Source organism: Arthrobacter sp. PvP023, assembly GCF_017832975.1.
Classification (GTDB): domain Bacteria; phylum Actinomycetota; class Actinomycetes; order Actinomycetales; family Micrococcaceae; genus Arthrobacter.
The window spans coordinates 3,132,175-3,152,272 of record NZ_JAFIBI010000001.1; the positions used below are offsets into that span (position 1 = coordinate 3,132,175).

Consider the following 20,098-nt stretch of genomic DNA (forward strand, 5'->3'; position numbering starts at 1 on the left):
GGCACCCGGCGTCAGCAGACTGATGCCGGGCGCCCCGGTCGTCAGACCCGTGCTGCGATGGCTTCCGCCCCGGCAGCGGTAAATTCGGCAATCCGCTCACGCGGGGTTGCGTCGCTCACGAGCGCTTCACCCACGAGGACGGCGTTGGCCCCGCTCGCGGCGTAATGCCGGACGTCGTCCACGCCGCGGACACCGGACTCGGCAACGATGACCGCCTCCGGAGGGATGCCGCCGGAAAGGGAGGCAAAAACGGAACGGTCGACGTCGAGCGTCTTGAGGTTGCGGACGTTGACGCCGATGATCCGGGCGTCCGCCGCTACGGCGCGTTCGATTTCTTCTGCCGTGTGCGTCTCCACCAGAGCGTTCATGCCCAGTTCACGGGTGAGCTGGCTGAAGTCGCGAAGTTCGGCATCGGTCAGCGAAGCGACGATCAGCAGGACCAGGTCCGCACCGTGCGCCCGCGCTTCCCAGATCTGGTATTCGTCGACGGTGAAGTCCTTGCGCAGCAGCGGAACGTCCACGGCTTTCCGGACGGCGTCGAAATCGGCGAGGGACCCGCTGAACCGGCGCTGCTCGGTGAGAACGCTAATAACGGACGCACCGCCGTCGGCATATTGGGCGGCCAGGTCGGCCGGGTCGGCGATGCTCGCCAGATCGCCCTTAGAGGGGCTGCGCCGCTTGATTTCCGCTATGACCTTCAGCTGCTTCCGCGGCGAGGCATCCCCGCCGAGGGCTGCCCAGGCGTCACGCGCGGGCGCCGCCGCTGCGGCGCGGTCCTTCAGTTCGGCGAGGGACACCAGGCGCCGGCGGGCCTCCATGTCCTCCCGTGCACCGGCATTGATGTCATCGAGAACAGTCACTGCTAGTGGCCGGAGTTCTTCAGCTTGCTGCCGTCCACGCCGTAGCCGGCCTTCCGCATGATCCAGCCGAGCAGCAGGCCGATCACCATGACTGCCGCGCCGGCAATGAAGATCGGGGTGCTGGCGATGACAAAGGCGATGGACGCAATGAGAGCACCCACCAGCATAACGATCACGCACGTCCAGGCGGCCGGGCTGTTGCCGTGGCCGAGGTCTGCGCTGTGGTCGACGCCGGTGTTGACGTTCTGGGCAGCAGCGGATTTGGATGCGGAAACAGTGGCTTTGCTCATGGAAATCTCCTCAGGATGAATACTGCTTACATTCTGCCATTTTTTGGCGGCACCTTGGACATCGGCCGGGGACATCGGCGGTCCCGGCTTACGTGGGATCGTCGCCCCGCGACAGCCTGTCCCAGCTGTCGATCTCGTCCGCGGGGCCATCGGATGCACCGGCCGCGCCGGCCGCTGCGGCGTCATATTTGGTCCGCGCTTTCCAGTGCCGGCCCGCCGGAATGATCAGCAGGGCACCCAGCCCCAGCAGGACGCCGGCGACGACGGCGAGTGCCGGGAAGGCTGAGACGCTCACCTGGACGCTGCTGCCGGTGATGCCGGTGGCGGCGGCGATGGACCCTTGGGCCGCTGCGAGGGGGTCCGCCATCACTGTCACGGCTGCGGCCACGATCCCTACCGATGCCATGACGATGATCGCCGTGATGATCCAGCGGGCAATCCGGCCTGCGATCGAGGCGGCGAGGCCGCCGGCCAGCGCCACGAGTGCCAGCGCGGTCACGGTGGTGGCCGCTTTGCTCCCCTGTACCTGCAGGCCGTCCTGGCTGTTGACGGCCTGGCCCAGCTGGGCCGGGTCCAGGTGGACGGTCAGCCATGTCTGGGTTGTGGTGCCGAAGGCGGCCAGGGCCATCGCGGCTATGACGAGGACCAGCGTGGACTTCCGCGCCCACACCGGGGCACCGGCCCGTTTCCTGGCCGGTTGGCTTGCCTTATCTTCCATGACGCCCATCAACGGCCGGCTGTGTCTGTGCCGGCAGCATCGCCCGGCTCCGGAACGGAGTCGGCTGTGATGTTGTGCAGTGACCCTGCCGTGTGGACGGCGCGCAGCGGCGCGGCGGCCTTGTTGACGGTTTCCAGTGCCTCCGTCGGGTTCACCGAGTCGGCAACGATGCCGCCGCCGGCCTGGACGTAGGCACGGCCTTCACGGAGCAGCGCGGAACGGATGGCGATGGCCATATCCATGTCGCCGGCAAAGTCCAGGTAGCCCACCACGCCGCCGTAGATACCGCGGCGATGCGGTTCCAGCTCGTCGAGGAGCCTCAGGGCGCGGGGCTTCGGGGCACCGGAGAGCGTCCCGGCGGGGAAGGTTGCCTTGAGGACGTCGTAGGCCTTGGCTGCCGGGGCGAGTTTGCCCACCACCGTGGACACCAGGTGCATGATGTGGCTGAAGCGCTCCACTTCCATGAACTGCGTGACATCCACTGTGCCGGCTACGCACACCTTGGAGAGATCATTGCGGGACAGGTCCACCAGCATGAGGTGCTCGGCGCGTTCCTTCTGGTCAGCCAGGAGCTCCTCGGCGAAAGCCTTGTCCGCCTCTACGGTCTTGCCGCGGGGACGGGATCCGGCGATGGGGTGGGTGATGACTTCGTCGCCGGTGACCGTCACGAGGGCCTCCGGGGATGAGCCCACGATGGAGTACTGCCGGCCGGCGGCATCTTCAAGGCTGAAGATGTACATGTACGGGCTGGGATTGGTGTTCCTCAGCACCCGGTACACATCCAGCGGATCGGCGCCGCACTCCATTTCGAAGCGGCGGGAAATGACCACCTGGAAAACTTCACCGTCGACGATCGCTTCCTTGCCGCGGTCCAGGGCAGCAAGGTAGTCGGGTTCGTTCCAGCGTTCCTGGACGCTTGAAGCAAAGTCCAGTGCGGCCGGCTCCAGAACGGAAATCGGCTGTTCCACAGGGGTGCTGACCTTGGCCAGGAGTGCCTTGACCCGGGCCACGGCATCGTGCCATGCCTCGTCCACACGCTCTGAGCTGTTGTCGAAGTTGATGGCGTTCGCGATCAGCAGGACGGTGCCGTCCATGTTGTCGTGCACTGCCATGTCCGTCACCAGGTTCAACGCCAGCTCCGGCAGCTCCAGGTCGTCTTCAGGCGGGCTGGTGAGTTTTTCCCAGTGCCGTACGGTTTCCCAGCCGAGGAAACCAACCAGGCCCGAGGTGAACGGCGGCAGGCCCTCGAAGCGGTCCGTGCGCAGGGCTTCCACGGTGTCCCGGATGGCGTCAACCGGGTTCCCGTCGACCGGCACTCCGGCCGGCGGCTCGCCCAGCCAGTGCGCCTGCCCGTCCTTCGTGGTCAGGGTGGCGCGTGACTTCGCGCCAATGAAGGAATAGCGGGACCACGAGCCGCCCACGGCCGCGGATTCCATCAGGAAGGTGCCGGGCTGGCCGTTCGCCAGCTTGCGGTAGAGCCCGATGGGCGTCTCGGCGTCGGCCAGGACCTTCAGCCGGACGGGGATGACACGGCTGTGGCTGGCGAGCTCCCGGAATTCCTCGAGGCCCGGGCTGATGATTCCAAGGTCCTGCATGGCTATGGTTTTCCGCCTGTTCTTGAGTGGTGCCTGAATCGTGTGGTGGGTGCGCCGCACCCTGCCTGAACGGTGCTAGCTGGCGATGCCGGCGTCACCGGCTACCACGGTAAGCCCGCGGCCGTCGAAGCAGGTGCGCGTGCCCGTGTGGCAGGCCGCTCCGACCTGGTCAACGCGGACCAGCAGGGCGTCGCCGTCGCAGTCCAGGGCAACGGATTTGACCCATTGCACGTGGCCGGAGGTGTCACCCTTGCGCCAGTACTCCTGGCGGGACCGGGAGTAGAAAGTCACCCTCCCGGTGGTCATGGTGCGCCGCAGTGCCTCGTCGTCCATCCAGCCGAGCATGAGCACCTCATTGGTGTCGAACTGCTGGACGATGGCGGCTACAAGCCCGGCGGCGTCACGCTTGAGGGCGTCCGCCACTTCGGCAGGCAGGACAGGTACTGGGGCGGGGGCGGGCTGCTCAGACATCAGACCAAGTCTAGTGCCTCACCGCAGTGTGACGATCAGGGTCAAAAACGGCGGCGCTTCCAGTGCGCAACTCGCCGCCTCTCGTGCTAGTTTCACAAGTGATGCATTTCGTCGATCCGTCCCGAGAAGTCCTGGCCGAAACCCTGTTGGCGGCCGGTCCTGACTCCCCCACGCTCTGCAGGGGCTGGCGCACGCGCGACCTCGCCGCGCACCTCTACCTGCGCGAACGCAAGGCAGGGGTCGGGCTTGGCCTGATTATCAAGAGCCTGGCTAAAGCCTCCGACGAGGCCACCGCGAAGCTCGCCGCAAAACTCAAGACCACCGAGGACTACACCCGGCTGGTCAACACCTTCCGCGCCGGTCCCCCGGCGTTGTCGCCGCTGCGGATCAAGGCCCTGGCCGAGAGCTCCAACCTCATCGAGTACTTTGTGCACACCGAGGATGTCCGCCGCGCCGTAGACCGTTGGGCACCGCGTGCCCTGGACGAGGCATACTCCGACGCCCTGTGGGATGAACTCATCAAACGCGCAGCCATTCTGTACCGCGGCGTGGACCTGGGCATCGTGCTGGTGCGGCCTTCCGGTCCGCGCCACGTCGCCAAACGCGCTCCCGTATCGGTGGCCATAGTGGGCGAACCGGGCGAACTCCTGATGCACGCCCATGGGCGCACCCGCCACGCGCTGGTGACCTTCGAAGGCCAGCCGGACGCCGTGGCGCTCCTCCAGTCAGCCGAAGTCGGACTGTAACAGCAGCCCGTTGATTGAGCTTCGGCCATGCCCGCCGGGTTCTCAACGACCGGAGAGTTCCAGGCTCAACCACCTGAGAGTTCCGCTAGCGGACTTCGAAGCCCGCTTCGCGGATGGCCGTCTTGACCTGCGAGATCATGTCCAGCGGCCCGAAATGGAAGATCGACGCCGCCAGCACCGCATCTGCTCCGGCCTCGACGGCGGGCGGAAAGTGTTCGGGTTTGCCCGCTCCGCCGGACGCGATGATGGGCACCTTGACGGCGGCACGGACCAGCCGGATCAGCTCGATGTCGAAGCCGTCCTTGGTACCGTCGGCATCAATGGAGTTGAGCAGGATCTCCCCGACGCCACGGTCCGCGGCTTCGCGTGCCCACTGGATGGCGTCGATTCCGGTCCCCTGCCGGCCGCCGTGCGTGGTCACTTCAAAGCCCGACGCCGTGGGCTCGGATCCGGGGCGGGTGCGCCGGGCGTCCACGGACAGGACCAGGACCTGGGACCCGAAATGCCGGGTGATTTCGTCGATGACATCCGGCCGTGCCACGGCCGCCGTGTTGATGGACGCCTTGTCCGCGCCGTAACGCAGGAGCTTGTCCACTTCGGCCACGCCGCGGACGCCGCCCCCGACGGTGAGCGGAATGAAGACTTCCTCGGCAGTCCGGCGGACCACGTCGAAGGTGGTTTCGCGGTTGCCCGACGATGCGGTGACGTCCAGGAAGGTGAGCTCGTCGGCCCCGCCGTTGTCATAGCGGTGGGCCAGTTCCACTGGATCGCCGGCGTCCCGTAGACCTTCAAAGTTGATGCCCTTGACTACGCGGCCGGCGTCAACGTCCAGGCACGGAATAACGCGCACTGCTACAGCCATGATGTCTCCTGAGGATTTCGCTGGTGGAAGATGCGGTGGAGACCGCAGAAACGGGCAGGGCCTAAACGGTCAAGCTCAGATCCGGCAGGCGTGGATGCTGCTGACCAGGATGGCACGGGCGCCCAGGTCGTAGAGCTCGTCCATGATCCGGTTGGTTTCCTTCTTCGGCACCATGGATCGCACGGCCACCCAGTCGGAGTCGCGCAGCGGGGAAACCGTGGGCGATTCCAGGCCGGGTGTCAGCGCCGCGGCCTGCTCCACGAGTTCCTTGCGGATGTCGTAGTCCATCAGGACGTACTGCCGGGCCACGAGCACACCCTGCAGCCGGCGGATCAGGACTTCGATCTCCTTGGCCGTGCCGTTCGCTGCGCCTTCCTGGCCGGTGCGGCGGATCAGCACCGCCTCGGACTTGAGGATCGGTTCGCCGAAGATTTCCATCCCGGCCGCCTTGAGGGTGTTCCCGGTTTCGACGACGTCGGCAATCGCGTCCGCGACGCCGAGCCGCACCGAGGATTCCACAGCACCGTCCAAGCGGACCACTTTGGCGTTGATGCCTCGCTCGGCGAGGTAGCCGCGCAAGAGGCCGTCGTAGCTTGTGGCCAGGCGCTTGCCTTCGAGCTCTTCCACTTTGGTGAAGTCACCCACGGGACCGGCGAAGCGGAAAGTCGAAGCCGCGAAGCCCAGCGGCAGCAGTTCCTCAGCCTCCACCTCGGCGTCGAGGAGCAGGTCACGCCCGGTGATGCCGACGTCGAGCGTTCCCCTGCCGACGTAAACGGCGATGTCGCGCGGGCGGAGGAAGAAGAATTCAATGTCGTTGTCCGGGTCCACCATGACCAGTTCGCGGGTATCGCGGCGCTGGCGGTAGCCGGCTTCGGACAGCATGGCCGAAGCCGCTTCGGACAGGGATCCCTTGTTGGGGACGGCAACTCGCAGCATGGGGGTCTTTCTGGGTTAGGAAGTCTTGGTTACGGGCAATCGGCCACGCTCAGCATGGCTACAGATGCTTGTAGACGTCTTCCAGGGTCAGGCCTTTGGCGAGCATCAGAACCTGCAGGTGGTACAGGAGCTGGGAGATTTCCTCGGCGGCGGCCTCATCGGATTCGTATTCGGCAGCCATCCACACTTCGGCGGCTTCCTCAACGACCTTCTTGCCGATGCCGTGGACTCCGGACTCCAATTCTGCGACGGTGCGGGAGCCTGCCGGACGGGTGGCTGCCTTCTCACTCAGTTCTGCAAACAGCGTCTCGAAATTCTTCACGCCCTCCAGCCTACTTGCTCCGGGCCTGACGCCGCCTGTCGGGCCGTTCCATGACGGCGTCGATGTGAGGCAACGCACAGCAAACACGGCACCGGAGCAAGCAAGGCGAAGCCTAGCTGTACTGCTTCAGGATGACCGCAGTGGCCAGCGCGGCGGTGACGGCTTCGTGCCCCTTGTCCTCCTTGGACCCGGGCAGGCCGGCGCGGTCCAGGCCCTGCTGCTCGGTGTCGCAGGTGAGCACCCCGAAACCCACCGGAACGCCGGTGTTGACGCTGACGTCGGTCAGCCCCATCGTTGCCGCCTCGCAGACGTACTCGAAGTGCGGCGTTCCGCCGCGGATCACAACACCAAGCGCGACAACGGCGTCGAAGTGCTTGGCCAGCCGGGCGGCGGCCACGGGCAGCTCAAAGCTGCCCGGAACCCGCAGGACGGTCGGATCGCTGATTCCGGCGTCCTTCGCGGCACGCAGCGCGCCGTCCAGCAGCCCGTCCATAATCTGGGTGTGCCAGCTGGCGGCCACAATGGCCAGTTTCAGCTGGGACGTCTCCGCCGGGTTGAGGGTTGTGAGGTCAATCTCCGGTGCGCCGTGTCCACTCATCTAAAGTCTCCTGCTTCGTTCTTTTTCGTCAGTCTTATTCGTGCTGGTTCAGTCTTGTTCGTGCTGGTAAGGCCCCTGGCCGGCGGCCGGCAATGCCGTCACCGGTTCACCGCCCCGGGTGTCCAGGACGAGCCGGTGGTCCATCCGGTCTTTTTTGGTCTGCAGGTACCGGATGTTCTGTTCGCGTGAAGGGACCTCAGTGGGAACCATCTCGACGACGGTGACGCCGGCATCCGCCAGCCGGTTCTGCTTGTCCGGGTTGTTGCTCAGCAGGCGCACTTCGTGCAGTCCCAGCTCGGCCAGGATCTGCGCGGCGGCGTTGTAGCAGCGTGCATCGACGGGAAGGCCCAGCTGTTCGTTGGCTTCGACCGTATCGAAGCCGGCTTCCTGCAGGGCGTAAGCCTTGATCTTGTTGGCCAGGCCGATTCCGCGGCCTTCCTGTCCGCGAAGGTACAGCAGCGTGCCGCCTTCCTCGTTGATCTTCTCGAGGGCGTAGGCCAGCTGCTCTCCGCAATCGCAGCGGTATGAACCAAAAACGTCCCCGGTGAGGCATTCCGAATGCAGCCGGACCAGCGGTGCCTTGCCATCCACAGGCGGAATCGGTGAACTCACGGCGAGGTGCTCGGCACCCGTCACCAGGTCGGTCCAGGCCTGGGCCACGAAGTCCCCGAATTCACTGGGCAGCTGGACAACTGGTCCGCCGCTGACCGGGTGCGGCCGGCGCCCGGCCTTAACGTCTTTTCGTGCCTCTGAAGCCGTCATCGCATCTCCTCATTCCCCGCCGGGACCGGCGCCTGTCCATCCCGCAGCCCTGCATCCAGGTACGCCACCAGATCCTCGATCGAGATCAGCGGGCATCCATGTTCTGCAGCGAAACCGCGAAGTCCGTCCAGACGCATCATTTCTCCGTTGTCGTGCACCACCTCGGCGATCACGCCCACCGGCTCCAGTCCGGCAAGCCGGCACAGGTCCACGGCCGCTTCGGTGTGGCCCGGGCGTTCACGCACTCCACCGTTAACGGCCCGGAGCGGGAAAACATGCCCGGGACGGGTGATCGATCCGGGGCGGCTCGCGGGATCCGCCAGCACGCGGGCGGTGAGTGCCCGGTCTGTTGCCGAAATTCCCGTGCTGACGCCAACGGCCGCATCGCAGGAAACCGTGTAGGCGGTGCCTTTGGAGTCTTCGTTGACTTCGACCATGGGCGGCAACAACAGGGCATCTGCCCGGGCTCCGTCGAGCGGCACGCAGATCACCCCGGAGCTGTAGCGGACTGTCCAGCCCATCAGTTCGGGCGTGGCGTGCTGGGCGGCGAAAATGATGTCGCCTTCGTTTTCACGGTCCTCGTTGTCCACCACCAGGACGGGGAGGCCGGCAGCCATGGCCCGGACGGCGTCTTCGATCGGGTCCAGTACCCTGCCCGTCGTCACTGCCACAGGGATGCCGGGTTCATCGTTGAGTTCATGGCGGCTCAGTTCATTGGTGTGCAGCTTGGGTGTGTTCTTGAGCTGGCTCACTTGGAGTCCCCCGTTCCGGTTGTGACATTCGCGGTGCCAGCGCCGGTGGCGCGGCCCCCGGCGAAGGCGAGCAGGCGTTCGGTGTACTTGGCCAGCACGTCAACTTCGAGGTTGACCCTGCTGCCAAGGCTCTTCGCACCCAGGCCGGTTTCGGCCAGGGTGGTGGGAATGAGGCCCACTTCGAACCACGGCGCCGGTTCCGACGCGTCGCTGACTGCGGTCACGGTGAGGGAGACGCCGTCGACGGCGATCGATCCCTTTTCAGCGATGTACCGGGCAAGCCGCACGGGCACTCCGAACCGCAGGCGGTCCCAGTTGCCGAGTGCCTCCCGCTCGAGGAGTTCCCCGACTCCGTCCACGTGCCCCTGGACAACATGTCCGTCCAGGCGTCCGCCGGCCGGTACACAGCGCTCCAGGTTCACGGTGTCGCCCGCGTCGAGCTCGCCGATGGTGCTGCGGACCAGGGTCTCGCCCATGACGTCGACGCTGAAGTCCGTGCCGTCAATCGCGGTGGCGGTCAGGCATACTCCGTTGACGGCCACCGAGCCGCCCAGAGCCAGTCCTTCGGTGCTGCCGGGCGCATGGAGCCGCACCGTGGCGCTGACGTCGCCGTTGCGTTCGACGGACAGGACCCTGCCCTGTTCGGCAATAATTCCGGTAAACATCAGTTGCCTCCTGTGGCGGTGCCCGCGCCGGTGCGGTGCGGTAAGGATTCGGGTGAGCTGGTCAGGGATAAAGAGGGTTCGGGGGCAGCCGGTGCTGCCGGCAAGGGCGCCTCGGCCGATTCGGCGGGCCCGGCACTTCTTGCGGCCGGTTCGGCGCTCCCCGGAAACAGGTGGAGCCTGAGGTCCCGGCCCAGGCTCTGCACGGCTCCCCCGGAGGCCTGGTCCCAGTCCCAGGCCTGGGCGTCGGCGAGGGTCGTGATGCCGAGGTCGCCGAGTGCGGGAGTGCCGGACCCGAGCAGGGTGGGCGCCAGGTAGACGATCAGTTCGTCCACGAGGCCGGCGGCGAGGAACGCGCTCAGGATGCTGGACCCGCCTTCCACCATGACGTGGCGGACACCGGCGGTGAAGAGCTTCTCCAGTGCCTCGTGCGGATCCCGGGTGGGCAGGTGCAGGACACGGCCGTCGTCGCCGTGGATGGCGGCGTCGTCGGGAATTCCCCGGAGTCCCATGACCGCGCGCAGCGGCTGGCTCCCTGCCGGTTTGCCGGACGCGTCCCGGGCAGTGAGCCGGGGGTTGTCCACGAGGAGCGTTTGCGTACCCACCAGGATGGCGTCGACCCGGCTGCGGAGTCCGTGGTTGTCCGCGAGGGACTCCGGACTGGAGATCCACTGGCTGGTGCCGTCCGACGCCGCGATGCGGCTGTCCAGGGTCTGGGCGATATGGAGGGTAACGAAGGGTCGCTGGCCGAGAACAGCCTCAAACCAGCGGCGGTTCAGCTCGAACGCAGACCGGGCGGCCAGGCCGGAACGAACGCTGACGCCTGCGGCCCGCAGCGTTGCGGCTCCGCCGGCGGCAGGGTCATGGGGGTCGTCCACGGCGTACACCACCGAAGCAATGCCGGCGTCGATAATTGCCTGGGCACAGGGGCCGGTCCGTCCGCAGTGGTTGCACGGCTCGAGGGTGACCACCATGGTTGACCCGGTCAGGTCGATGCCCTGCATGCCGGCCTGGGCAATGGCGTCAGCCTCCGCATGCGCCGTCCCGGCGCCGCGGTGGTAACCGGTCACCAGTTGCCGGCCATCAGGACCGACGACGACGGCGCCCACCAGCGGGTTTGCCCCGCGCGGCCCCAGGAGCGCAGCGTCGAGGGCCGCATCCATGGCATGGATCTCGGCGGCACTGAACCGTTCGGCAGTCTGCGGCGCTGTTGTCTTCGGCGTCAAAGCGTTCGTCGTTCCTTCCCTCGAGAACCGCGTGGGCTCCGGGGGTATACGACAGCGCAATACCGCACAGCCCGAAGGGCAGTGCAGTAACAGCTGTACGTGCTTCTCTCATCCAGACTTTAACTGTCGGTACCGGAATTTCACCGGTTCAACCGTCCGCCGGAACAGTTCCTGGAGAGGATCTGTGCCGGCTCGCGGGTCGCGGACTGTCACCGCCGGTTCGGACTTACACCGACCCCGGAGCACGTAGTGTGTGTTGTTATTCTGTCACAACTGAGTGACTGGTCCGTGTATTCCCGTCAGACTCCGTCATGATTCCGAAACAGTGTGTGCCACGCCCGGAACCGGGCGTGAGCCGGCTCCCCGGAGGCGGTCAATCGCTGCCGCCGGGTCATCAGCACCGTACACGGCCGAGCCTGCCACGAAGACGTTGGCTCCTGCCTCGGCCGCCCGGACAATGGTCTCCTCGGTGATCCCGCCGTCCACCTGCAGCGCCACTCCGGTGCCCGAACCGTCGATCGCCGCCCGGGCACGCCTGATCTTCGGGAGGGTCAGGTCCAGGAACGACTGGCCGCCGAAGCCGGGCTCCACGGTCATGATCAACAGGAGGTCCAGTTCCGACAGCATGTCCAGGTAGGGCTCCACCGGAGTGCCGGGACGCAGCGCCATTCCGGCCTTGGCGCCGCGTGCGCGGAGCTCCCGTGCCAGTTTGATGGGCGCGATCGACGCTTCAACGTGGAACGTCACGGAGGCGAGCCCGGCGTCGGCGAAGGCGGGCGCCCAGCGGTCGGCGTCGGCGATCATCAGGTGTGCATCCAGCGGCACGGGGCTGACGGCCTGGATGCGCTGGACCACGGGAAGGCCGATGGTCAGGTTCGGCACAAAGTGGTTGTCCATCACGTCAACGTGGACGGCGTCGGCGTTGCTGATTCTGCGCAGCTCCGCCTCCAGGTTGACGAAGTCGGCGGAGAGAATGCTGGGGTTGATGCAGCACTGAGCCATGTCGGCTCCTTTCACTCAAGCGGAGGGATCGGGTTTCGCGGAGGAATCAGGGCTTTTTGTGGATGAGGGCCAGGAACATGGCGTCAGTCCGGTGCACGTGCGGCCACAGCTGGGCCGTCAGTTCGTGGCCGGCCTCAAGATGGCCGGGCAGGCTGACTTTGTCCAGGGCGGCGCCGGCATCGAGCAGTTCCAGGTCGTCGCGTTTGCGCAGCGCGTCGGTCACGACGGCGGTGGTTTCGGCGGGGTGCGGCGAGCACGTCACGTAGGCCACCACGCCGCCGGGCCGGACTGCGTCCAGGGCTGACTTAAGCAGTTCGCGCTGGAGCGGGCCCAGGTCCGCGAGGTCCTTGGGCGTGCGCCGCCACCTCGACTCCGGCCTGCGCCGCAGGGCACCAAGTCCGCTGCAGGGGACGTCGACGAGCACACGGTCGAAAGTCCCCGCCATTTCAGTTCCGACGTCGCGGCCGTCCCCGGTCCGGACATGCCACACCTCGTGAGGGACGGCAGCCAGCGCCTGCCGGACCAGCTTGGCACGGTGCGGGGCGGGTTCGTTGGCCAGCAGGGTTGCGCCCTGCTGCCGGGCGAGGGCACCCAGGAGGGCCGCCTTTCCACCGGGTCCGGCGCAGAGGTCCAGCCATTTCTCGCCGCCCTTGCCGGCGGACTGCCCGTCAGCACTCCCCGGACCCGCGGGCTGCAGATCCGCGGAATGCAGATCCACGGCCGCCATGGCCCGGGCCACCAGCTGCGAGCCCACGTCCTGCACCCTCGTGCTGCCGTCCCGTACGGAGGCCAGCCGGCCGAGGTCCCCGCCGCTGGAGAGCGCCGAACCCTCGACGAGTTCCCCGGCTGTGGCCCCGCCTTCCAGTGCTTCGTCCAAACTCCCCAGGCCAGGCAGCGCAACCAGGTTGACCACCGGCGCAGCGTTGTCTGCTTCCAAGAGGTCGTTGATTTCGGTGACCGGGCGTCCGTGTGCCACCAGCGACTGCCGCAGGGCGCGGACAATCCACTCCGGGTGGGCGTAGCGGATGGAGGCCACCCGGGTTTCGTCCTGCTCGTCGCTGAGCAGGAGCTCCAGCCACTCGTCCAGCGTGTGGGCGGAGACCTTGCGCAGGACGGCGTTGATCAAGGCGGATGGCCCGGCGCCAATGACCGCACGGGCCAGTCCAACGGTCTGGTCCAGGGCGGCGTGGGCGGGCACGCGCATGGCCAGCAGCTGGTGTGCGCCGATCCGCAGGGCATCCAGGATGGCGGGATCCAGCTGGTCCAGCGGCCGGTCGACGCAGCGGGCCAGGACGGCGTCATAGGTTCCCTGCCCCCGCAGCGCCCCGTAGCTCAGTTCGGTGGCGAAGCCGGCGTCCCGCTTGTCCAGGCCGTGGTGGCGGATCCGGGCCGGCAGGACCAGGTTTGCGTAGGCGTCTTCCGATGCGACGGCACGCAGCACTTCAAAAGCCACCAGTCGGGCGGGGTCGGCACGCCGCGTACGCTGCGAAGGGGCGTTCTCGCTGAAGTTCCGCTTCGGCCCGCGGTTGCGTTCCCGGCCCTGGGCGTCGCGCTGGCCTCCTTGGCGGCGACCGCCGGAAGACCCGCCGGACTGCCCGCCGCCGCTTGCTCTCCCCTGTCGGGGCCCCCCGCCGCGGCCGCTGCCGCCCGTTCCGGACTCACTCATTCGAATACCACGCCTTCCAGTGCCGCTTGTCCGCGCGCCCAGTCGGCGGCGGCCATCATCTTCTTGCCCGAGGGCTGTATCCGCGTCAGTTCAACGGGATGGGACCCCGTACCCACCAGAACTCTCTTTCCGTCGAGCAGCACCTGGCCCGGCTGCAGTGCCGGAGCGTCGGTCCGGAGCGCAACAGGTTCGAGCTTGACACGCTGTCCGTCCAACGTGGTCCAGGCGCCGGGTTCAGGCGTGACGCCACGCGCCCTGCGCGCGATGGCTAGGGCGGGCTCGCGCCAGTCGATCCGGCCGTCATCGATGCCCAGTTTGGGCGCCAGGGACACGTCCCCCGCCTGCGGTACGGCTACCGCCCGTCCCGTTTCGATAGCCGAAAGCGTTTGGGCGAGCAGCACCGCACCGCTGTGCGAGAGCCGTTCCAGGAGTTGACCGGATGTGTCATCAGGCCGTACCGGCTCGGTGAGGGTGCCGAAAACCGGGCCCGTATCCAACCCTTCTTCGAGGAGGAACGTCACGGCGCCCGTGATGTCGTCGCCTGCCATAACTGCACGCTGCACCGGTGCGGCGCCTCGCCAGGCGGGCAGCAGGGAAAAGTGCAGGTTGATCCAGCCGTGCCGCGGAACGTCCAGCGCCGCGCGCGGGATGAGGCCTCCGTAGGCCACGATGGCTGCCGCGTCCGGCGCTGCGGCGGCTATCCTGGCGGTCACTTCCGCGTCAACCTTCGCGGCGTGGATCACCTCGATGCCGAGTTCGGCGGCGCGCGCGGCAACGGGCGACGGCGTGAGCACGCGCTTGCGTCCGATCGGCGCGTCCGGCCGGGTCAGGACGGCAACGACGTCAAAGCCTGCCTGAACCAGAGCGTCCAGGGACGGTACCGCGACAGCCGGCGTACCGGCGAAGAGTACCCTCACTCGGCGGCGCCGAAACTGCCGCCGCCAAAACTGCCGCCCCCGAAACTGGAACCAACAGTCTTCGCCCGCTTCGACGTCGTCCGTTCGGTAATCGCGTCGTAATTGGCGTTACGGATGGAACGCAGGGCAGCCTTGCGGTCTTCGCCCTCAAGCCTGTCCGTGAAGAGAATGCCGTCGAGGTGGTCTGTTTCGTGCTGGAAGCAGCGGGCCAGCATGCCCTCGCCGTCCACGGTGACGGGATTTCCATGCAGGTCGACTCCGGTGACCCGGGTGGCCCGGCGCCGGCGGACGGGGAAGCCGAGGCCCGGGATGGACAGGCAGCCTTCCACTTCATCAGGCTGGAAGTCGTCGCTGTTTTCCAGCACCGGGTTGATGATGTGGCCTTCCACTCCGCCGATGCGGTAAGTGAAAACCCTCTTGCTGACGCCGACCTGGGGCGCGGCCAGGCCGGCGCCGTCCACATCCTCCATGGTCTCGGTCATGTCGGCAACGAGTTTTGCGAGTTCCGGCCCGAATTCCGTCACGGGATCGGCAACCGTGCGCAGCACAGGGTCGCCGATGATGCGGATATTCAAAATGGCCATGTGAAATCTGTCCTTCGGTAAAACGGCGGTACGGGATCCAGTCCAGTTTAGTTGGCCGGCTACCTGCCGGGCACAGCCTGAAGTGCGGGCGGTGCAACGGGCATGGACGGCGGCGCCACCGGAAGAAGGGCGGTCCCGGCGGTGGAGGTATCTGCCGACATCTCCCACACCCGCCGGAGGGCGCAGAACTTCCACCAGTGGTGCTTGAGCACCTCCGGGTTGGCACGCATCGGCCGGACCTCCGTCTGCCCGATCGCAACCGCCAGCAGGATCGGGGACTCGCCGTGCTGCCAGGGCTCCCACTCCCCCGCGACTGGATCAACGAGGCTTTCCTCGGCCTTCATTCCGGCCACTAACTGCATGACCACTTTGTCATCCAGCGGCTTGACGGTGCCGTCCCGGGTGGTGCCCTTGGTCTTGTAGTCGATGATGCAGGTCCTGCCGTTGATCCTGGCCACAAGGTCAAGGGTGCCTGCATAGCCTACGGTCTTGTTCCAGACGGTGACTTCCGGGGCAACGGGCTCCACGCCAAAGAGTTCCCACCACTCGTCGAAGCGCGCTGCGAAGGCTTCCTCGCCGTTTGCTGCCAGCGCCTCACGCATCTCCTTCATCTGATGCGGGCGGCCGAGCGCCCGGAGCGCAACCTGTTCGCAGTAGTTGTGCACGCGGTCTCCGCGCTTCGCAGCGTCGTCCCGGTAGGTTTCGGCGGCCTTAGCGGCGCGGCTGACTGCCTGCCGGACTTTGGCCGGGCTTCCCAGGATCCCGGGAAGCAGCGGATCGCTGGCGAGACTGTTCGCCCCCATATACCCGAACCAGCCGTCGAGGCCGTGCGGTTGCTGGCCGATGACGGTGGTGATGGACGGAACCGAAAACGAGTCGGAGGTTGAGCGTGCGTACATCCGGCCATATTCCGTGGCGTGGGCAAGGAGTGGATCAGTCATGCAAACACTCTTTCATGAAGGGCCGACAGGATTGCGGGGCGCAGGAACCGTGACCGGAAAGCGAAATGGCCCGTTCCGCTGAGTCAGCGGAACGGGCCATTCATGGGTGGGCGATACTGGGTTCGAACCAGTGACCTCTTCGGTGTGAACGAAGCGCGCTACCACTGCGCCAATCGCCCCAATGCCATTGAATGCTAGCCCACCCGGCACCATTTGGAAAATCGAGGCCCGGGCGGCCGCTCCGGCACCGAATTGCGTCGCTGGAGCATCAGCCCGCCGGCAGTCGTCTGGCGCTTCCTTGAGCGACCCGCGCCGCATGACCGGGCCCGAATTACACCTCTGTAATTAGCAAAATCCCCTAGATTTCAACGAAGAAGGGCTATCCGCAGCGGATGCCGAGCTCCCGATTTGTAAGTTCCCTGAACCTCCTATAGAGTTCTTACTCGTTGGAACGCGAGGAAATGCCGAATGCGGCACGGAAATGCTGACAATATGCGGACGTAGCTCAGCTGGTAGAGCACCACCTTGCCAAGGTGGATGTCGCGAGTTCGAATCTCGTCGTCCGCTCGCAGGACACTGTCATGGCAAAGGTTTTTCGGAACCTGGCTTACACGGTGGGTTGGCCGAGAGGCGAGGCAGCGGCCTGCAAAGCCGTATACACGGGTTCGAATCCCGTACCCACCTCGGTGAAAACCTTGGTATCCGGTGTATTCCGGAGAACATTTGGGCGATTGGCGCAGCGGTAGCGCGCTTCCCTGACACGGAAGAGGTCACTGGTTCGATCCCAGTATCGCCCACCAAAGCAAGGAAACTTGCTTGTCGAAGTACCACCGGGTTGTTCGGTGTGTACTGAATGCGGACGTAGCTCAGCTGGTAGAGCACCACCTTGCCAAGGTGGATGTCGCGAGTTCGAATCTCGTCGTCCGCTCTCTTTTCTACAATTCCACTCCGGATCCTTCCGGTTGCGGGCGATTGGCGCAGCGGTAGCGCGCTTCCCTGACACGGAAGAGGTCACTGGTTCGATCCCAGTATCGCCCACCATCAAGCAGCTCTCCGGAGCTGCTTTTTTGTTGCCAGGATCCAACCGACGTCGGCGAAGTAGGGGCCCTGGACCCTAGACAACTCGCGGCGCGCGCCCTTGGCACCTCTGGGGACTCCGGCTAGGATCGAAGGCGGAGGAGCGATCTGGCTCCGCGACAGAAGGGAGGTGCCCGTGGGTATTCTTGACGATCTAAAGGGCAAGGCTCAGCGACTGGTTGGTGGCAATGAACAGGCCATCAAGGACGGCATCGGCAAAGCCGGTGATTTCATCGACTCAAAGACCGGCGGAAAGTACGCCGACAAGATCGATTCCGTCCAGAAAGGCGCAGCCGGCCTCGTGGATAAGGTCGACCCGAAGCCGCACGCGGCTCCCGTGGACGAACCTCCCGTCGCCGGAGAGCCCCCTGTAGCCGGTGAACCCCGGCCGTAGGGCTAATAACCCAGGAACGTCAGCGAGGTGCCGGTCCCGCCGTGAGGCGGCGCCGGCACCTTTGGCGTTTAAGGGCTAGGACGGTTCGTGGTTCTGGCCTTCGCGTGCCAGCGCCGTGAGGCGGGACACCGCGCGGTAGTACTTCTTGGTGTAACCTCCGGTCATCATCTCTTCGGTGAAGAGCTGATCGAACGGGACACCGCTGGCCAGGATGGGTACGTCCTTGTCATACAACCGGTCCGCCAGCACCACGAAGCGGAGGGCCACCGCCTGCTCGGTAATGGTTTCCACATCACGCCACACAACGCCCTCGATGCCGGCCAGGAGTTGCCGGTACCGGCTGGGGTGGACGCCTGCGAGGTGGTTGATAAGGGTCTTGAAATCATCCCGGGCCACGGTCTTGCCGTGGAATTCAGCCTGCATGTGGTGCGTCAGGTCTTCGTTCTTCAACGGAGCCGGCGCCGCCGGGAGTCCGCGGTGGCGGAAGTCCTCGCCGTCGATCCTGACGACGTCGAACTGGTCTGCCAGCACCTGGATCTCACGCTGGAAGTCGACGGCAGCGAACCTCCCGTCCCCGAGGGAACCGGGGAGGGTGTTCGACGTGGCGGCGAGCTTGACCCCGGCGTCAGCCAGTTCCCGCATGAGCCGTGACATCAGGACCGTGTCGCCCGGATCGTCGAGTTCGAATTCGTCGATGCATACGAGCTTGTAGTTGCTCAGCGCTTCAACAGTCTTACGGAAAGAGAGAGCGCCAACCAGGTTGGTGTATTCAACGAAGGTGCCAAAAGCCTTCGGCCCCGGGGACGCATGCCACAGCGACGCCAGCAGGTGCGTCTTGCCCACGCCGAACCCGCCGTCCAGGTAGATGCCGGCGCGGGACGTGTCCTTCTTCGCAAACAGTTTTTTGAAAAGTCCGGAGCTTCCATTGGCGCCAACGCCGGTTGCGAAGGATTCGAGGGCCGTCACCGCAGCGGCCTGGCTCGGCTGCGAAAGATCGGGCCGGTAGCTGGCAAAGGAAACCTCTCCGAACCGCGGGGAGGGATAGAAACCCTTGAGGAGTTCATCCACGGAAACCGACGGTGTCCGCGCGGAGAGCTGTTCGATCTGTACCAAGGTGGTCCGTTCTGCTGGTCTCGTGTCCCCAGAAAGGATACCGGCAATGCAGCACCGGCCTCATAACGCGGCGAGCCCACGTGACCAAGGCCATATTTCCCTCTGTGAACGCAGGGGCCCATTAGCGGCGGGGCGTGGTTAGTGTTGGAACTGGCCCGCCCGCAGCGACACCTCCCGGCAGCGGGCCCCATGACCATTTCAGTGAAAGGCCATCCACATGTCCTACCCAGTTGAAGAGAACAAAAAGTTCGCAGCGTATGCGCATCCGGAGCGCCTCGTGTCCACCGAGTGGCTGGCGGCAGCACTTGACGGCGGTGCCCTGGCCGACGGCAAACTCGTGGTGGTGGAGTCTGATGAAGACGTCCTGCTCTACGAAACCGGCCACATCCCGGGGGCCGTCAAGATCGACTGGCACACCGACCTGAACGACGAGGTCACCCGCGACTACGTTGACGGCAAGGCGTTTGCGGCACTGGCCGCGGCCAAGGGCATTTCCCGGGACAGCACCGTGGTGATCTACGGCGACAAGTCCAACTGGTGGGCTGCCTACGCACTGTGGGTCTTCACGCTCTTCGGCCACGAGGACGTCAGGCTCCTCGACGGCGGCCGCGACAAGTGGATCGCCGAGGGCCGTGCACTCACCACGGATGTTACTGTCCCCGCACCAGCGGAATACCCTGAGGTCGAGCGCAACGACGCCCCCATCCGTGCCTTCAAGGAGGACGTGCTGGCCCACTTCGGCAAGCCCCTGATCGACGTCCGCTCCACCGAGGAATACACCGGCCAGCGCACCCACATGCCTGCCTACCCGGAGGAAGGCGCCCTGCGCGGCGGCCACATCCCCACTGCGGCCTCCATCCCCTGGGCCCGTGCGGCTGCCGAGGACGGCACCTACCGCAACCGCAGCGAACTCGAGGCACTCTACCTTGGCGAGGCAGGACTCACGGAGGGCGACGACGTGGTGGCGTACTGCCGCATCGGCGAGCGCTCCAGCCACACGTGGTTCGCCCTGAAATACCTGCTGGGCTTCGACACTGTCCGCAACTACGACGGCTCCTGGACCGAGTGGGGCAACGCTGTCCGCGTGCCCATCGCCAGGGGAACCGAGCGCGGAACGGTACCGGCGTAAACTGGGCTTGATGAATACCCACGCGCTTCCCGCCCCCCTTGCGGAAATAGTTGACGACTTCCAGGCCCTGACCGAACCCGAGCGGCTGCAATTGCTGCTGGAGTTCTCCCAGGGACTTCCCGAATTGCCGGACCGGTTGAAGGACCATCCTGAACTGCTGGAACAGGTTGTAGAGTGCCAGTCGCCGCTGTTCCTGACCATTGAGACGGAAAAGAACGACGCCGGTTCGCCGGACAGCGTACGGCTGTATTTCAAGGCACCGCCGGAGGCACCCACCACCCGCGGCTTTGCAGGTGTCCTGCACGAGGGGCTCGACGGTCTCACGGCACCGGAGATCCTCGCAGTTCCGGACGACATGCCGGAGCTTCTGGGGCTCACCCGTGCCATCACTCCCCTGCGCATGCGGGGAATGACGGCAATGCTGGGACGCATCAAACGCAAAGTCGCTGCGTCCGCTCCGAAGGCCTAGGCCCGG

The 20,098-nt window shown here is 65.9% G+C and carries 23 protein-coding genes, 6 tRNA genes and 1 riboswitch; of the genes, 9 read left to right on the forward strand and 20 right to left on the reverse strand.

Annotated features, from left to right (window positions below; translation table 11 throughout):
- Positions 1 to 41: 41 nt before the first annotated feature.
- The 5 genes from trpC to hisI form a co-directional block, all read right to left on the reverse strand.
- Positions 42 to 860, reverse strand: coding sequence for an indole-3-glycerol phosphate synthase TrpC (gene trpC / locus JOE31_RS14370; RefSeq protein ID WP_209745795.1), 819 nt, complete (start codon positions 858 to 860; stop codon positions 42 to 44).
- Between the two features lie 2 nt (positions 861 to 862).
- A complete protein-coding gene (locus tag JOE31_RS14375; protein WP_011691546.1) occupies positions 863 to 1,150 on the reverse strand; it encodes an HGxxPAAW family protein in 288 nt (95 codons plus the stop codon).
- Positions 1,151 to 1,238: 88 nt separating this feature from the next.
- Positions 1,239 to 1,877, reverse strand: a complete 639-nt coding sequence (locus tag JOE31_RS14380; protein ID WP_374100846.1) for a Trp biosynthesis-associated membrane protein — start codon at positions 1,875 to 1,877, stop codon at positions 1,239 to 1,241.
- Complete coding sequence (locus JOE31_RS14385) at positions 1,877 to 3,463, reverse strand: anthranilate synthase component I (protein WP_209745800.1); 1,587 nt, start codon at positions 3,461 to 3,463, stop codon at positions 1,877 to 1,879. The genes JOE31_RS14380 and JOE31_RS14385 overlap by 1 nt, the downstream gene beginning before the upstream one ends.
- Before the next feature lie 75 nt (positions 3,464 to 3,538).
- Entirely contained in the window at positions 3,539 to 3,934 is a 396-nt protein-coding gene (gene hisI, locus JOE31_RS14390) for a phosphoribosyl-AMP cyclohydrolase (protein ID WP_209745803.1), read from the reverse strand.
- A gap of 101 nt (positions 3,935 to 4,035) precedes the next feature.
- On the opposite strand from hisI, the gene JOE31_RS14395 reads away from it, so the two are divergent.
- Entirely contained in the window at positions 4,036 to 4,680 is a 645-nt protein-coding gene (locus JOE31_RS14395; RefSeq protein WP_209748458.1) for a TIGR03085 family metal-binding protein, read from the forward strand.
- Positions 4,681 to 4,765: 85 nt separating this feature from the next.
- Here the strand turns inward: JOE31_RS14395 and hisF are convergent, their stop codons facing one another.
- The 14 genes from hisF to JOE31_RS14465 form a co-directional block, all read right to left on the reverse strand.
- On the reverse strand, positions 4,766 to 5,542 hold the full coding sequence (gene hisF / locus JOE31_RS14400) for an imidazole glycerol phosphate synthase subunit HisF (RefSeq protein ID WP_209745806.1): 777 nt from the start codon (positions 5,540 to 5,542) through the stop codon (positions 4,766 to 4,768).
- Positions 5,543 to 5,617: 75 nt separating this feature from the next.
- Complete coding sequence (gene hisG, locus JOE31_RS14405) at positions 5,618 to 6,478, reverse strand: ATP phosphoribosyltransferase (protein WP_011691540.1); 861 nt, start codon at positions 6,476 to 6,478, stop codon at positions 5,618 to 5,620.
- Between the two features lie 58 nt (positions 6,479 to 6,536).
- The gene (locus tag JOE31_RS14410; RefSeq protein WP_028270786.1) at positions 6,537 to 6,800 is read right to left on the reverse strand and encodes a phosphoribosyl-ATP diphosphatase; all 264 of its coding nucleotides are present in this window, start codon (positions 6,798 to 6,800) and stop codon (positions 6,537 to 6,539) included.
- Positions 6,801 to 6,912: 112 nt separating this feature from the next.
- Positions 6,913 to 7,398, reverse strand: coding sequence for a 6,7-dimethyl-8-ribityllumazine synthase (ribH, locus tag JOE31_RS14415; protein WP_209745809.1), 486 nt, complete (start codon positions 7,396 to 7,398; stop codon positions 6,913 to 6,915).
- Between the two features lie 48 nt (positions 7,399 to 7,446).
- A complete protein-coding gene (ribA, locus tag JOE31_RS14420; RefSeq protein WP_209745812.1) occupies positions 7,447 to 8,160 on the reverse strand; it encodes a GTP cyclohydrolase II in 714 nt (237 codons plus the stop codon).
- Positions 8,157 to 8,837: a 3,4-dihydroxy-2-butanone-4-phosphate synthase gene (gene ribB, locus JOE31_RS14425; protein WP_209748460.1), complete on the reverse strand. Its 681-nt coding sequence runs from the start codon at positions 8,835 to 8,837 to the stop codon at positions 8,157 to 8,159. The genes ribA and ribB overlap by 4 nt, the downstream gene beginning before the upstream one ends.
- A gap of 71 nt (positions 8,838 to 8,908) precedes the next feature.
- On the reverse strand, positions 8,909 to 9,577 hold the full coding sequence (locus tag JOE31_RS14430) for a riboflavin synthase (protein ID WP_209745815.1): 669 nt from the start codon (positions 9,575 to 9,577) through the stop codon (positions 8,909 to 8,911).
- On the reverse strand, positions 9,577 to 10,737 hold the full coding sequence (gene ribD, locus JOE31_RS14435; RefSeq protein WP_209748461.1) for a bifunctional diaminohydroxyphosphoribosylaminopyrimidine deaminase/5-amino-6-(5-phosphoribosylamino)uracil reductase RibD: 1,161 nt from the start codon (positions 10,735 to 10,737) through the stop codon (positions 9,577 to 9,579). Before ribD ends, JOE31_RS14430 begins: the two co-directional genes overlap by 1 nt.
- 158 nt (positions 10,738 to 10,895) lie before the next feature.
- A riboswitch (FMN riboswitch) is annotated at positions 10,896 to 11,050 on the reverse strand.
- Between the two features lie 59 nt (positions 11,051 to 11,109).
- Complete coding sequence (gene rpe, locus JOE31_RS14440) at positions 11,110 to 11,802, reverse strand: ribulose-phosphate 3-epimerase (RefSeq protein WP_209745818.1); 693 nt, start codon at positions 11,800 to 11,802, stop codon at positions 11,110 to 11,112.
- Between the two features lie 46 nt (positions 11,803 to 11,848).
- Positions 11,849 to 13,468 carry an RsmB/NOP family class I SAM-dependent RNA methyltransferase gene (locus JOE31_RS14445; protein ID WP_209745821.1) on the reverse strand — a complete coding sequence of 540 codons (1,620 nt, stop codon included), beginning with the start codon at positions 13,466 to 13,468 and terminating at the stop codon, positions 11,849 to 11,851.
- Positions 13,465 to 14,385: a methionyl-tRNA formyltransferase gene (fmt, locus tag JOE31_RS14450; protein ID WP_209745824.1), complete on the reverse strand. Its 921-nt coding sequence runs from the start codon at positions 14,383 to 14,385 to the stop codon at positions 13,465 to 13,467. Before fmt ends, JOE31_RS14445 begins: the two co-directional genes overlap by 4 nt.
- Complete coding sequence (gene def, locus JOE31_RS14455; protein WP_209745827.1) at positions 14,382 to 14,969, reverse strand: peptide deformylase; 588 nt, start codon at positions 14,967 to 14,969, stop codon at positions 14,382 to 14,384. The genes fmt and def overlap by 4 nt, the downstream gene beginning before the upstream one ends.
- A gap of 59 nt (positions 14,970 to 15,028) precedes the next feature.
- Positions 15,029 to 15,910, reverse strand: coding sequence for a PD-(D/E)XK nuclease family protein (locus tag JOE31_RS14460; RefSeq protein WP_209745830.1), 882 nt, complete (start codon positions 15,908 to 15,910; stop codon positions 15,029 to 15,031).
- 107 nt (positions 15,911 to 16,017) lie between these two features.
- Positions 16,018 to 16,089: transfer RNA gene (locus tag JOE31_RS14465), tRNA-Val, on the reverse strand.
- Positions 16,090 to 16,404: 315 nt separating this feature from the next.
- On the opposite strand from JOE31_RS14465, the gene JOE31_RS14470 reads away from it, so the two are divergent.
- The 6 genes from JOE31_RS14470 (at position 16,405) to JOE31_RS14495 (ending at position 17,381) form a co-directional block, all read left to right on the forward strand.
- A tRNA-Gly gene (locus JOE31_RS14470) sits at positions 16,405 to 16,477 on the forward strand.
- A 46-nt stretch (positions 16,478 to 16,523) separates the two neighbouring features.
- Positions 16,524 to 16,594: transfer RNA gene (locus tag JOE31_RS14475), tRNA-Cys, on the forward strand.
- A gap of 41 nt (positions 16,595 to 16,635) precedes the next feature.
- A tRNA-Val gene (locus tag JOE31_RS14480) sits at positions 16,636 to 16,710 on the forward strand.
- Positions 16,711 to 16,765: 55 nt separating this feature from the next.
- A tRNA-Gly gene (locus JOE31_RS14485) sits at positions 16,766 to 16,838 on the forward strand.
- A 38-nt stretch (positions 16,839 to 16,876) separates the two neighbouring features.
- Positions 16,877 to 16,951: transfer RNA gene (locus JOE31_RS14490), tRNA-Val, on the forward strand.
- Positions 16,952 to 17,123: 172 nt separating this feature from the next.
- Positions 17,124 to 17,381 (forward strand): antitoxin, encoded by a 258-nt coding sequence (locus tag JOE31_RS14495; RefSeq protein WP_209745833.1) that lies wholly within the window; start codon positions 17,124 to 17,126, stop codon positions 17,379 to 17,381.
- A 75-nt stretch (positions 17,382 to 17,456) separates the two neighbouring features.
- Here the strand turns inward: JOE31_RS14495 and zapE are convergent, their stop codons facing one another.
- The gene (gene zapE / locus JOE31_RS14500) at positions 17,457 to 18,494 is read right to left on the reverse strand and encodes a cell division protein ZapE (protein ID WP_209745836.1); all 1,038 of its coding nucleotides are present in this window, start codon (positions 18,492 to 18,494) and stop codon (positions 17,457 to 17,459) included.
- A 217-nt stretch (positions 18,495 to 18,711) separates the two neighbouring features.
- Between zapE and JOE31_RS14505 the strand changes: the two genes are divergently transcribed.
- Together JOE31_RS14505 and JOE31_RS14510 are read left to right on the forward strand one after the other, a co-directional pair.
- On the forward strand, positions 18,712 to 19,623 hold the full coding sequence (locus JOE31_RS14505) for a sulfurtransferase (RefSeq protein WP_209745838.1): 912 nt from the start codon (positions 18,712 to 18,714) through the stop codon (positions 19,621 to 19,623).
- A gap of 10 nt (positions 19,624 to 19,633) precedes the next feature.
- A complete protein-coding gene (locus JOE31_RS14510; protein WP_209745840.1) occupies positions 19,634 to 20,092 on the forward strand; it encodes a SufE family protein in 459 nt (152 codons plus the stop codon).
- Positions 20,093 to 20,098 lie beyond the last annotated feature (6 nt).

Excerpts from the sequence above, each read along its gene's own strand:
- ribH (WP_209745809.1), bottom strand. The coding sequence starts at position 7,398 with ATGAGTGGACACGGCGCACCGGAGATTGACCTCACAACCCTCAACCCG.
- JOE31_RS14505 (WP_209745838.1), top strand. The coding sequence starts at position 18,712 with ATGTCCTACCCAGTTGAAGAGAACAAAAAGTTCGCAGCGTATGCGCAT.
- rpe (WP_209745818.1), bottom strand. The coding sequence starts at position 11,802 with ATGGCTCAGTGCTGCATCAACCCCAGCATTCTCTCCGCCGACTTCGTC.
- hisG (WP_011691540.1), bottom strand. The coding sequence starts at position 6,478 with ATGCTGCGAGTTGCCGTCCCCAACAAGGGATCCCTGTCCGAAGCGGCT.
- ribA (WP_209745812.1), bottom strand. The coding sequence starts at position 8,160 with ATGACGGCTTCAGAGGCACGAAAAGACGTTAAGGCCGGGCGCCGGCCG.
- JOE31_RS14460 (WP_209745830.1), bottom strand. The coding sequence starts at position 15,910 with ATGACTGATCCACTCCTTGCCCACGCCACGGAATATGGCCGGATGTAC.
- JOE31_RS14445 (WP_209745821.1), bottom strand. The coding sequence starts at position 13,468 with ATGAGTGAGTCCGGAACGGGCGGCAGCGGCCGCGGCGGGGGGCCCCGA.
- hisF (WP_209745806.1), bottom strand. The coding sequence starts at position 5,542 with ATGGCTGTAGCAGTGCGCGTTATTCCGTGCCTGGACGTTGACGCCGGC.
- JOE31_RS14375 (WP_011691546.1), bottom strand. The coding sequence starts at position 1,150 with ATGAGCAAAGCCACTGTTTCCGCATCCAAATCCGCTGCTGCCCAGAAC.
- JOE31_RS14395 (WP_209748458.1), top strand. The coding sequence starts at position 4,036 with ATGCATTTCGTCGATCCGTCCCGAGAAGTCCTGGCCGAAACCCTGTTG.
- JOE31_RS14380 (WP_374100846.1), bottom strand. The coding sequence starts at position 1,877 with ATGGGCGTCATGGAAGATAAGGCAAGCCAACCGGCCAGGAAACGGGCC.
- def (WP_209745827.1), bottom strand. The coding sequence starts at position 14,969 with ATGGCCATTTTGAATATCCGCATCATCGGCGACCCTGTGCTGCGCACG.
- JOE31_RS14430 (WP_209745815.1), bottom strand. The coding sequence starts at position 9,577 with ATGTTTACCGGAATTATTGCCGAACAGGGCAGGGTCCTGTCCGTCGAA.
- ribD (WP_209748461.1), bottom strand. The coding sequence starts at position 10,737 with ATGGATGCGGCCCTCGACGCTGCGCTCCTGGGGCCGCGCGGGGCAAAC.
- JOE31_RS14385 (WP_209745800.1), bottom strand. The coding sequence starts at position 3,463 with ATGCAGGACCTTGGAATCATCAGCCCGGGCCTCGAGGAATTCCGGGAG.
- JOE31_RS14510 (WP_209745840.1), top strand. The coding sequence starts at position 19,634 with ATGAATACCCACGCGCTTCCCGCCCCCCTTGCGGAAATAGTTGACGAC.
- hisI (WP_209745803.1), bottom strand. The coding sequence starts at position 3,934 with ATGTCTGAGCAGCCCGCCCCCGCCCCAGTACCTGTCCTGCCTGCCGAA.